Source organism: Bradyrhizobium jicamae (assembly GCF_001440395.1).
GTDB classification, from domain to species: domain Bacteria; phylum Pseudomonadota; class Alphaproteobacteria; order Rhizobiales; family Xanthobacteraceae; genus Bradyrhizobium; species Bradyrhizobium jicamae.
Map to the genome: position 1 here is coordinate 1 of NZ_LLXZ01000125.1, position 12,154 is coordinate 12,154.

A 12,154-nucleotide genomic window follows, 5' to 3' on the forward strand; every position below is an offset into this window, starting at 1 on the left:
CTCGCTGCGCGGCCTGCACAACGCGCAGAACGCGGCCTGCGCGTCGGCCTGCGCGCTGGCGATGGGCATCTCGACCGATACGTTGCAGAACGGCCTGCGCAGCTTTCCCGGCCTCGCCCACCGCATGGAGCAGGTCGGCCGCCGCGGCAGCGTGCTGTTCGTCAACGATTCCAAGGGCACCAATGCCGGCGCGGCCGCCCACGCGCTGTCGTCCTTCGCCGACATCTTCTGGATCGCCGGCGGCAAGCCGAAGCAGGGCGGCATCACGGGGCTGACCGAATATTTTCCGCGTATCCGGAAAGCCTATCTGATCGGCGAGGCCGCACAGGAATTTGCGGGAACGCTGGGCGAGCGCGTGCCGCACGAGATTTCCGAAACGCTCGATGTCGCGGTGGCGAATGCCGCGCGCGATGCCGAAGCCTCGGGGATCGTCGATCCCGTGGTGCTGCTGTCGCCCGCCTGCGCCTCGTTCGACCAGTACCGCAATTTCGAAATCCGCGGCGCCGCGTTCCGCGATCTGGTGACGGCGATGCCCGGCGTGAAGCCGGTGGTGTGATAAAGAGGATCGCGTAGGATGGGTAGAGCGCAGCGAAACCCATCGCTGCGGGACCGGATTGATGGGTTTCGCTTGCTCTACCCATCCTACATCGTGCTCTAATTTCGAGGGCGTCGCAAATGGCAACTCATGCTCCCTCGCGCACCCATATTCGTTTCGCGCTTGGGGTGCTCTCGGCGATCCCAGCGTTTCATGCCGTCGTAGATGCGGCGCTAGCGTCCGACAGCGTGTCCTTGCGCGAGTCGACGATTTCGTGGAGCACCGTCCAGTACGCGACCACTGCGGAGAACGGATTCGTCGACGGCTCGCTCGACAAGAACACCATCGTTGATCGCACGTTCAAGACCCGCGTGCTGGAGAATCGCTATCTGAAGGTGACGCTCGTCCCCGAGTTCGGCGGGCGCATTATTTCCATCATCTACAAGCCGACCGGCCACGAACAGCTCTATCGCACGGAGGTGGGTGTGCCCTACGGGATGAAGGCCGGCATCTTCTATTACGACTGGCTGATGGTCTATGGCGGCATCTTTCCCACATTCCCGGATCCCGAGCATGGCAGGACATGGCTGAAGCCGTGGAATTTCAGGATCGTGAAGGAGAGTGCCGGCGAAGTGACGGTATCGATGTCGCTTAGGGACTTCGCGTATTCTGCGGCACCCGCCCAGTTTCTCAAGGGGACGACGGGTATCGAAGCGACTTACTATGTCACGCTGAAAGCCGATCGCGCCGGGCTCGATACGCGCGTGGTTCTGAAAAACCCGCAAGCCCACACGGTCGATTACGAGTACTGGACGTGCACAACGCTCGCACCGGGATCGGACCCGAACAATCCCAGGACAACCGGTGGCGCCGAAATCATTGCGCCGATAGCGGCCTACAGCACGCCCGCCTGGTCGAAGAACCTGTCCGACGGCGACGAGAGCGCGGGGCCGGGCAGAAGCCGTTTCGAAAAATTGCGCTACTTCAGGAACTGGCCGACGATGGGCATCGCGTACGCGGCGCCCGATATGCAGGGCGGCAACTTCTGGGGCGTGATCAACCACGACAACGAGGAGGGGATCATCCGCATCGCCGACAATACGGTGACGCGCGGCCTGAAGATGTGGACGTGGGGATATAAGTCGTTCACGAACGAAACCGATGCGCGCAAGGACCCGAACGAAGCGCGGCCTTACGTCGAATTGTGGGCGGGCGTGTCGGACCAGTTCTTCCACCGCGCCATGCTTCCCGCGCGGGGCGAAGTGTCAATTCCTGAAACCTACAGCCCAACCGTCGGCATGAGCAACGTGACGCATGCGAACGAGAAAATCCTGATCAACTTCTCGACCGCAGGCTCCGATGTGAATCTCCAGTTCTTCAGTATCGAACCGGCCGCGCCCTTGCGCGTCACGTTGAAACGCGGCGACGCGATATTGTTCGACGACGCCGTGACAGCCGATCCGAAAAACGGAAATCGCATTTCCACGGCGATTCCGGCCGGCGGCGGTGATCAGATACGGCTGACGATCACGACCACGGATGGGCGAGAGCTGATCGCGGCCGAGACGAAGATAAAGTAGTTCGACCGTAGGGATGGGTAGAGCGCAGCGAAACCCATCATCTTTCGCCAAACGCATTGATGGGTATCGCTTCGCTCCACCCATCCTACGAACTGTCGTCATCCGCGAAAGCGGATGACCCAGTATTCCAGAGACGCCGGTAGTCGAACTGAGAAACCGCGGCGTACTGGATCCTCGCCTTCGCGGGGATGACGACCTGTAGCGGGGGCGCGCCACTATCTCAAAAGTTACCCATCCCATTAACCCCCCATAAACCATCCTGCGCCACCAATGGGCGTTACCTCTGCCATTTGGGGACCCCCATGCTCCACCGTGACCAACGCACCCCGTTTTCGGACTGGTGGTGGACCGTGGATAAGCTGCTGCTCGGCGCGATCATGGCGCTAATGCTGGGCGGCGTGATCCTGTCGCTGGCGGCGAGCCCGCCGGTGGCAACAAGGATCGGGCTCGATCCCTTCCACTTCTTCAGCCGGCACATGCTGTTCCTGCTGCCGTCCCTGATGGTGCTGATCGGGGTGTCGTTCCTGTCGCCGAAGCAGATCCGCCGTCTCGCGCTGCTGGTCTTCGTGGTGAGCATCATCCTGATCGTGGCGACGCTTGTCTTCGGCGCCGAGGTGAAGGGATCGCGGCGCTGGATCACGCTGCTCGGCGTCAACATCCAGGCTTCCGAATCCGCAAAACCCGCCTTTGTCGTGATGGCGGCGTGGCTGTTTGCGGAATCGACCAAGCGGCCGGAAATGCCGGCGACCTCCATGGCGATGGCGCTGCTCTTGATGCTGGTGGCGCTTCTGGTGATGGAGCCGGATTTCGGCCAGACCATGCTGGTCCTGATGGTGTGGGGCGCGCTGTTCTTCATCGCAGGCATGCGGATGATCTGGGTGGCGGGCCTTGCCGGCGCGGCGGCGGCGGGCTTGTTCAGCGCCTATCTGCTGGTTCCGCACGTCGCGGGCCGCATCAAGCGCTTCATGAATCCGGCCTCCGGCGACACCTTCCAGGTCGACATGGCGATGGAAGCGTTCTGGAACGGCGGCTGGTTCGGGCTCGGGCCCGGCGAGGGCATCGCCAAGCGCAGCCTGCCGGACAGCCACACCGATTTCGTGTTCGCGGTGGCCGCCGAGGAATTCGGCATCATCCTCTGCCTGGCGCTGGTCGGGCTGTTCGCCTTCGTCGTGCTTCGCACGCTGACGCGCGCCTATGCCAGCGAGGACATGTTCGCGCGCTTTGCGGCCTCGGGGCTAGCGATCCTGTTCGGCGTGCAGGCGGCGATCAACATGGCGGTGAACCTGCAACTGATTCCGGCCAAGGGCATGACGCTGCCCTTCATCTCCTATGGCGGCTCTTCGATCATCTCGCTGGCCTATGGCGTCGGCATGATGCTGGCGCTGACGCGGCAACGTCCGCGCACCGAGGTGGAATCGATGAACGCCGCCGGCGTGGCGCGCGGATACGCCTGAGGGCGTGACTAGCGCCGCGGCGTCGGCTATTTGAAGCCATGGACAACGCGCCTCTCATTCTGCTGGCCGCCGGCGGCACCGGCGGCCATCTGTTTCCGGCCGAAGCGCTCGGCGTCGAGCTCATCAAGCGCGGGCTGCGCGTGCGGCTCGCCACCGATGCCCGTGCGCTGCGCTACAGCGGGCTCTTTACCCGCGACAATATCGACGTGGTGCCGAGCGAGACCGTGCGCGGACGCAATCCATTGTCGCTGGCGCGTACCGTCATGACGCTCGGCTATGGAACGGGCGTTGCAATCAACCTCGTGCGGCGGCTGAAGCCCGCGGCCGTGGTCGGCTTCGGCGGCTATCCGACGCTGCCTCCCTTGATCGCGGCACGGCTGCTCGGTGTGCCCGCCATCATTCACGACGCCAATGCCGTGCTCGGCCGCGCCAACCGTTTTCTCGCCGGTCGCGTCAATGCGATTGCGACCTCGCTGCCGGGCGTGCTCGATCGCGATCCCTCGCTCGCAGGAAAGGCCACGACCGTCGGCACGCCGATGCGCCCCGCGATCCTTGCCGCGGCCGCAGAGCCGTTTGCCTCGCCCGAACCGAACGGGCCGCTGCGCCTGCTGGTGGTCGGCGGCAGCCAGGGTGCGCGGGTGATGAGCGACATCGTGCCACCAGCGATCGAACGGCTCGAGCCGGTGCTGTGGAGCCGCATCGTCCTGACCCAGCAGGTGCGCGAGGAAGACATGGCGCGGGTGCGGGCGGTCTATGACCGGCTCAAGATCAAGGCCGAGCTCGCGCCGTTCTTTTCTGATTTGCCCGCGCGGCTGGCATCCAGCCATCTCGTGGTCTCGCGTTCCGGCGCCGGCACGGTCGCGGAACTCGCCGCGATCGGCCGGCCCTCGATCCTGGTGCCGCTGCCGGGCGCGATCGACCAGGACCAGTTCGCCAATGCCGGCGTGCTGGCCAAGGTGGAGGGCGCCGTGCGGATCCCACAGGCCGAGTTCACGCCCGACCGGCTTGCCGCCGAAATCTCCGCCTTTGCCGCCGAACCCGCCCGGCTGACCGCGATGGCCTCTGCCGCCCGCCAGGTCGGCCGGCTCGACGCCGCCGAACGGCTGGCCGATCTGGTGATGAAAACCGCCGGAATCTAGGCGGTCGGGCGCAAAATTGCCCCTTGTCATGCTCCGCGAAAGCGGGGCATCCAGTACTCAGCGGCGCCTGATTTGAGCCTCGGCTTCGCGGAATACTGGATCATCCGCTCCTATGCGCAATAGTGCATAAGGCAGATGATGACGATAGGGATTACTGCATGAGACTGCCGCGCGAGATCGGACCCATTCACTTCGTCGGGATCGGCGGCATCGGCATGAGCGGTATCGCCGAAGTGCTGGTCAATCTCGGCTACACCGTGCAGGGCTCGGACGCCTCCGAAAGCGGCAATGTCGCGCGGCTGCGGGAGAAGGGCGTCAAGGTCTCGGTCGGCCACAGGTCAGAGAATGTCGACGGCGCCGACGTGGTCGTGGTCTCGACCGCGATCAAGCGCGACAATCCCGAATTGATGGCGGCGCGCGCCCAGCGCATTCCGGTGGTGCGCCGCGCCGAAATGCTGGCCGAGCTGATGCGGCTGAAAAGCTGCGTTGCGATCGCCGGCACCCACGGCAAGACCACGACCACGACGATGGTTGCGACCCTGCTCGATGCCGGCGGTCTCGATCCGACCGTCATCAACGGCGGCATTATCAATGCCTACGGCTCCAACGCGCGGCTCGGCGCGGGCGACTGGATGGTGGTCGAGGCCGACGAGAGCGACGGCACGTTCCTGAAACTGCCGTCCGACGTCGTGATCGTCACCAACATCGACCCCGAGCATCTCGATCACTTCAAGACATTCGACGCGATCCAGGAGGCGTTCCGCAATTTCGTCGAGAACGTGCCGTTCTACGGTTTTGCCGTGATGTGCACCGATCATCCCGTGGTGCAGAGCCTCGTCGGCAAGATCGAGGACCGCCGCATCATCACCTATGGCGAAAACCCGCAGGCCGACGTGCGGCTGGTCGACCTGACGCCGAACGGCGGCGGCTCGACATTCAAGGTCGTGTTTCGCAACCGCAAGACCGATACCACGCATGAGATCGCCGACCTCATGCTGCCGATGCCGGGGCGCCACAACGCCTCGAACGCGACGGCGGCGATCGCGGTGGCGCATGAACTCGGCATGTCCGACGATGCGATCCGCAAGGCGATCGCAGGTTTTGGCGGCGTCAAGCGGCGCTTCACCCGGACCGGCGAATGGAACGGCGTCACCGTGATCGACGATTACGGCCATCACCCTGTCGAGATCGCGGCCGTTCTTAAAGCGGCACGTGAATCCACCAACGGCAAGGTCGTCGCCGTGGTGCAGCCGCATCGCTACACCCGGCTGCAATCGCTGTTCGAGGAATTCTGCACCTGCTTCAACGACGCCGATGCGGTCATCGTCGCCGAAGTCTATCCGGCCGGCGAGGCGCCGATCAAAGGCATCGACCGCGACCATTTCGTCACGGGCCTGCGCGCCCACGGCCATCGCGAGGTGATCCCGCTGCCGGGTTCGGCGGAGCTGGCAAAAATCGTTCACGGCCTCGCAGGCTCCGGCGATCTCGTCGTGTGTCTCGGCGCCGGCAACATCACGCAATGGGCCTACGCACTGCCCGGCGAATTGAAGGCGTTGGGGTAACAGTGGCCTTTCCCGACATCACGCCCGATCTGAAAGCCGCGATGCCGCAATTGCGCGGGCGGTTGCTCGCGAATCAGTCGCTCGCTGAGTTGACCTGGTTTCGCGTCGGCGGGCCGGCGCAGGTGCTGTTTACGCCGGCGGATGAGGACGATCTCGCCTACTTCCTGAAGCTGCTTCCGAAGGAACTGCCGGTCTATGTCGTCGGCGTCGGCTCCAACCTGATCGTGCGCGATGGCGGCATGGAAGGCGTGGTGATCCGCCTGTCGCCGCGGGCGTTCGGCGAGACCCGAGCCGAGGGCGACATCGTCAGCGCCGGCACGGCCGCGCTCGACAAGCGCGTGGCGGAAACCGCGGCAAGCGCCGACATCGGCGGCATGGAATTTTTCTTCGGCATTCCCGGCACCATCGGCGGCGCGCTGCGGATGAATGCCGGCGCCAATGGCGGCGAGACCAAGGATGTGCTGCTCGACGCCGTCGGCATCGGCCGCGACGGCACCAGGCATGTCTTCTCCAATGCCGACATGAAGTTCGTCTATCGCAACAGCGGCGTCGACCCGTCGATCATTTTCACCTCCGCGCGTTTCCGCGGGAAGATCACCGACACTGAAACCATTCGCGCGCGGATGAACGAGGTGCAGAATCACCGCGAAACCGCTCAGCCGATTCGCGAAAAGACCGGCGGCTCCACCTTCAAGAATCCGCCCGGCAACAGCGCCTGGAAACTGATCGACGCCGCCGGCTGCAGGGGCCTGCGCGTCGGCGGCGCGCAGGTCTCGGAAATGCACTGCAATTTCCTCATCAACACCGGCAACGCCACCGGCCATGATATTGAAACCTTGGGCGAAACCGTGCGCGAGCGGGTTAAAGCGAATTCTGGCATAGAGCTACATTGGGAAATCAAGCGGATCGGGATTCCGGTCTGATCGTCATTCCGGGATGCTCCGAAGGAGCAGACCCGGAATCTCGAAGTAGTATGGGGAAGAGATTCCGGGTTCGATGCTTCGCATCGCCCCGGAATGACGGATAGGTAGAGGCTGATGCGGACGACCATTCTCTTCGGCGGCACCAATAAAGAGCGGCTGGTTTCGGTGGCGAGCGCGCAGGCGTTGCACCGCGCCTTGCCGGAGGCCGATCTCTGGTTCTGGCACGTGGCGGACACCGTCCACGAAGTCGGCTCGAAGGCGCTGCTCGGGCATTCGCGTCCCTTCGAGGATGAGTTCAAACCCGATAGCCGCGGCATTGCGCTGGAAGCGGCGCTGGACAAGGCGAAGGCCGAGGATCGCGTGCTGGTGCTCGGGCTGCATGGCGGGCGGGCCGAGAACGGCGAACTGCAGGCGATGTGCGAACTGCGCGGCATTCCCTTCACCGGCTCCGGGTCGGCGTCGTCGAATCTCGCCTTCGACAAGACCGCGGCCAAACGATTCGCGGCGATTGCAGGCGTCGCAACGCCGGCCGGCATAGAACTGGAAAACCTTGACGCGGCGTTTGCCGAATACGGCAGGCTGATTGCAAAGCCGGCGCGCGACGGTTCGAGCTACGGCCTGATCTTCGTCAACGCCAAGCAGGATCTCGTCGCGGTCCGCAACGCCGCCAAGACCGAGGAATATCTGATCGAGGCGTACATCGCGGGCGTGGAAGCAACCTGCGGCGTGCTGGAGCAATCGGATGGGACAATCATGTCGCTGCCGCCGATCGAGATCGTTCCGGGGGAGGGCGCCTTCGATTACACGGCGAAATATCTGCTGAAGTCGACGCAGGAGATCTGCCCGGGGCGCTTCTCGCCCGAAATCACCGCTCAACTGCAGGATCAGGCGCTCCGCGCGCACAAGGCGCTGTCCTGCACCGGCTATTCCCGGACCGATTTCATCGTCTCGGAAAAGGGGCTGGTCTATCTGGAAACCAATACCCTGCCGGGCCTGACCGCCGCCTCGCTCTATCCGAAGGCGCTGAAGGCCCAGGGCATCGAATTTCCGGATTTCCTGCGCGATCAGATCGCCTTGGCCGAACGGCGCAGCCGCGGCAGGGCATGACCGGCCGGGCCGGGAGTTAACGGGGAACCGGGGCCCGACCATTAAAATTGTTTCAAAATCCTAACAGTTGAGCGGCAAACTACTCAAAAGACGCATCAAAACGCGCCCCCACCCCCGCGTTTTTACACTTTGTTTACCAGTAAGTCCGAAGGTTAACGCTGGCGGCGCATGTGGCGCTTGGCTGCCGGGGTGTGCGCTGTTCCGACGTCAGGTCAGCACTTAAGTCCGGCACGGCCGAGACGTCATCTGAGCCAATACTCGCGAAGACCCGCAAAAAGCTTGCGGGAACAACACTTGGACAGGCTCGTGCAATGGATGGTGCAGGACGCCTCACGCGGTCGGTGAGATCGGTGGGGCCCCAGGCTGACCTGAAAGCAGCCGCTATTGGAGCGGTCGTGCTGCTGCGCGAGTGGCTGGGCCGTCGCGCCCGTGCCCGTACCCCGGCCAAACCCGTGATCGATCGCGAGCCGTCGAATCGCCTGGTCCGTCTGGTCGAGCGCTACCTGCCGAATCGCCTTGGCGTCGCCTTGACCGTCCTGATGCTGCTCGGCAGCGCCGGCCTTGGCATCGTCAAGGGTGGTCACCTCGACGCATTCACGGCCGCGCTCAGCGACACCCGCAATGCGCTGGCCAACTCGGCCGGATTCCGCATTACCGAAGTCGTCATCAACGGCCGCAGGCAGTTGAGCCAGGACGAGGTGCTCGCGATCGGCGGCGTCAATGGCCGCTCGTCGCTGCTGTTCCTCGACGCCGCCACTCTGCGCGACAAGCTCAAGGCAAATCCGTGGATATCAGATGCGACCATCCTGAAGCTCTATCCCGGCCAGTTGCAGATCGACCTCGTCGAGCGCACGGCGTTCGCGCTGTGGCAGCAGGGCGGCCGGCTGGCCGTGATCTCCGAGGACGGCGCGGTGCTGGAGCCCTATGTGTCGCGCCGCTTCATGACGCTGCCGCTGGTGGTGGGGAAGGGCGCCGACCTCAAGGCCCGCGATTTCCTCGCGCTGCTCGACCGCTATCCGCAGGTCCGTAGCGTCACCAAGGCTGCGATCCTGGTCGGCGAGCGGCGCTGGAATTTGCGGCTGAAGGACGGCCTCGACATCCGCCTGCCGGAAAACGACGTCGGCAATGCGCTGGCCATGCTCAGCAAGCTCGACAAGGAGGACCGGCTGTTCTCGCGCGACATCGTCGCCGTCGACATGCGCCTGCCTGACAGGCTCACGGTGCAATTGTCGGAAGATGCGGCGAAGGCCCGCGAAGAACTGTTCAAGGACAAGAAGACCAAGAAGAAGCCGGGTGATTCAGCATGACCGGCCTCGATCGCAACCAGACCCCGAAGACGCGGCCCGTCGACCACAAGCGCACGGCGCTGGTGGCTTCGCTCGATATCGGCACCAGCAAGATCGCCTGCATGATCGCGCGGCTGAAGCCGTCGCCGCCGAGCGAGGCGCTGCGCGGCCGCAGCCATGCCGTGGAATTGATCGGCTACAGCCAGATCCAGTCGCGCGGCGTCAAGGCCGGCGCGGTGGTCGATCTCGATGAATGCGAGCAGGCGGTGCGGCAGACGGTGGCGCTGGCCGAGCGGATGGCCAAGGTCCGCGTCGAGTCGGTCTTGCTGTCGGTTTCCGGCGGCCGGCTGCAGGGCCAGCTTGTCGAAGCGGCCGCCGATATCCGCGGCGGCGCGGTTACTGCTGACGACGTCACCCGCGTGACGTCCACCGGCATGCGCCACGCCACCGGCGAGGGGCGCACGGTGCTGCACGCACTCCCCGTCGGCTACGCGCTCGACGGCGTCAAGGGCATCCGCGACCCCCGCGGCATGGTGGCCCGGCAGTTCGGGGTCGACATGCAGGTGGTGACGGTGGATGCCACCGTTGCCCGCAATCTGATGCTGGTGGTCGAGCGCTGCCATCTCAACGTCGAGGCCATGGCGGCGAGTCCTTATGTCGCAGGTCTTTCCGTATTGACCGACGACGAGGCCGATCTCGGCGCCGCCGTGGTCGAAATGGGCGCAGGTTCGACCACGATCGCGACCTATTCCGGCGGCCGTTTCGTGCATGCCAGCGGTTTTGCGCTCGGCGGCCAGCACGTCACGATGGATCTTGCACGCGGCGTCGGCGCATGCATTGCGGATGCCGAGCGAATCAAGACGTTATATGGCACCGTGCTGACCGGCGGGTCCGACGCGCGCGAGCTAATGTCTGTACCGACTGCGGGCGAGGAGCACGATGCGCCGCAGATCGTCTCGCGCGCCACGATTGCCAACATCGTCCGGCATCGCGCCGAGGAGATTTTTGAAATGGTCCGGGACCGGCTCGCGGATTCCCCCTTTGCGGCAGAGCCGAGGGCGCGGGTTGTGTTGAGCGGCGGCGCTTCCCAGCTCACCGGCACCGTGGAACTCGCTACCCGCATTCTCAACCGGCCGGTCCGGATCGGCCGTCCGCTCGGTTTCGGCCGGCTGCCCAACGAGGCCAAGAGCGCCTCGTTCGCGGTACCCGCAGGCCTCCTGGTCTATCCGCAATACGCTCATCTGGAACACGTCGAACCGCGGCATACGCGGCAGCTCAAAACAGGGACTGACGGCTATTTCGGAAAGGTCGGACGATGGCTTCGCGAGGGCTTCTGATGACCGGACCTGTAACCAAACGATTTTCCCCAAATCCCGCGGCCGTCGGCCGGGGCGAACCAACGCGCGCGTCGTAAGAGAGGCAACCATGGCACTCAATCTGACCCCCCCTGACATCAGCGAGCTGAAACCGCGGATTACCGTCTTCGGCGTCGGTGGAGCAGGCGGCAATGCCGTCAATAACATGATCACTGCCGGGTTGCAGGGCGTCGATTTCGTCGTCGCCAACACCGACGCGCAGGCGCTGACCATGTCGAAGGCGCAGCGCATCGTGCAGATGGGCACCCAGGTGACGCAGGGCCTCGGCGCGGGGTCCCAGCCTGATGTCGGCGCGGCGGCGGCGCAGGAAGTCATCGACGAGCTGCGCGACCATCTCACGGGCGCCAACATGGTGTTCGTCACCGCCGGCATGGGCGGCGGCACCGGCACGGGCGCTGCTCCCGTGATTGCCAAGACCGCGCGCGACATGGGCATCCTCACCGTCGGCGTCGTCACCAAGCCGTTCCACTTCGAAGGCCAGCGCCGCATGCGCACCGCCGAGTCCGGCATCGCCGAACTGCACAAGGTGGTCGACACGCTCCTGATCATCCCGAACCAGAACCTGTTTCGGGTCGCCAACGAAAAGACCACCTTCGCCGACGCCTTCGCGATGGCCGACCAGGTGCTCTATTCCGGCGTCGCCTGCATCACCGATCTGATGGTCAAGGAAGGCCTGATCAACCTCGACTTCGCCGACGTAAGGGCGGTGATGAGGGAAATGGGCAAGGCGATGATGGGCACCGGCGAGGCGACCGGCGAGAAGCGCGCGCTGACCGCAGCCGAAGCTGCGATCGCCAACCCGCTGATCGACGATTCCTCGATGAAGGGCGCGCGCGGCCTGTTGATCTCGATCACCGGCGGCAAGGACCTGACCCTGTTCGAGGTCGACGAAGCCGCCACCCGGATTCGCGAGGAAGTCGACCAGGACGCCAACATCATCGTCGGCGCCACCTTCGACGAATCGCTCGACGGCATCATCCGCGTCTCCGTGGTCGCGACCGGCATCGACCAGTCGCAGATCGCGCGCAACGCGGGCACCCCGGCCGCCGCTGCGGTTGCTGCTCCGGCCGCCGCCACCCCGGCTTCGCCGGACAACCGGCTGGCCGAACTGACCGCTCGCCTGCGCGCCGATAATGCGCGCCTGGCCGAACGCGCCCAGAAGCTCGAGCCGACGGCTGCGCCGCAGATGATT

10 protein-coding genes are annotated in these 12,154 nt (G+C 64.7%); all 10 read left to right on the forward strand.

Translation table 11 applies throughout. The features are described 5' to 3' along the window. Positions 1–556: glutamate ligase domain-containing protein (locus CQ12_RS20995; protein ID WP_283807392.1), on the forward strand; the 556-nt coding region annotated here is incomplete at its 5' end. Between the two features lie 119 nt (positions 557–675). Continuing rightward, positions 676–2,115, forward strand: a complete 1,440-nt coding sequence (locus tag CQ12_RS21000) for a DUF5107 domain-containing protein (protein ID WP_057837216.1) — start codon at positions 676–678, stop codon at positions 2,113–2,115. 302 nt (positions 2,116–2,417) lie between these two features. Continuing rightward, positions 2,418–3,569 (forward strand): putative lipid II flippase FtsW, encoded by a 1,152-nt coding sequence (gene ftsW, locus CQ12_RS21005; RefSeq protein ID WP_057837217.1) that lies wholly within the window; start codon positions 2,418–2,420, stop codon positions 3,567–3,569. A 38-nt stretch (positions 3,570–3,607) separates the two neighbouring features. Next, positions 3,608–4,708, forward strand: coding sequence for an undecaprenyldiphospho-muramoylpentapeptide beta-N-acetylglucosaminyltransferase (gene murG / locus CQ12_RS21010; RefSeq protein ID WP_057837218.1), 1,101 nt, complete (start codon positions 3,608–3,610; stop codon positions 4,706–4,708). Between the two features lie 158 nt (positions 4,709–4,866). Next, entirely contained in the window at positions 4,867–6,270 is a 1,404-nt protein-coding gene (gene murC / locus CQ12_RS21015) for a UDP-N-acetylmuramate--L-alanine ligase (protein ID WP_057837219.1), read from the forward strand. 2 nt (positions 6,271–6,272) lie between these two features. Further along, a complete protein-coding gene (gene murB, locus CQ12_RS21020; protein WP_057837220.1) occupies positions 6,273–7,193 on the forward strand; it encodes a UDP-N-acetylmuramate dehydrogenase in 921 nt (306 codons plus the stop codon). A 114-nt stretch (positions 7,194–7,307) separates the two neighbouring features. Beyond that, complete coding sequence (locus tag CQ12_RS21025; protein WP_057837221.1) at positions 7,308–8,300, forward strand: D-alanine--D-alanine ligase family protein; 993 nt, start codon at positions 7,308–7,310, stop codon at positions 8,298–8,300. Positions 8,301–8,611: 311 nt separating this feature from the next. Further along, a complete protein-coding gene (locus tag CQ12_RS21030) occupies positions 8,612–9,607 on the forward strand; it encodes a cell division protein FtsQ/DivIB (RefSeq protein WP_057837222.1) in 996 nt (331 codons plus the stop codon). Further along, a complete protein-coding gene (gene ftsA, locus CQ12_RS21035; RefSeq protein WP_057837223.1) occupies positions 9,604–10,923 on the forward strand; it encodes a cell division protein FtsA in 1,320 nt (439 codons plus the stop codon). Before CQ12_RS21030 ends, ftsA begins: the two co-directional genes overlap by 4 nt. 88 nt (positions 10,924–11,011) lie before the next feature. Further along, positions 11,012–12,154, forward strand: a 1,143-nt coding sequence (ftsZ, locus tag CQ12_RS21040; RefSeq protein WP_063799781.1) for a cell division protein FtsZ, incomplete at its 3' end; no start/stop codon positions are given.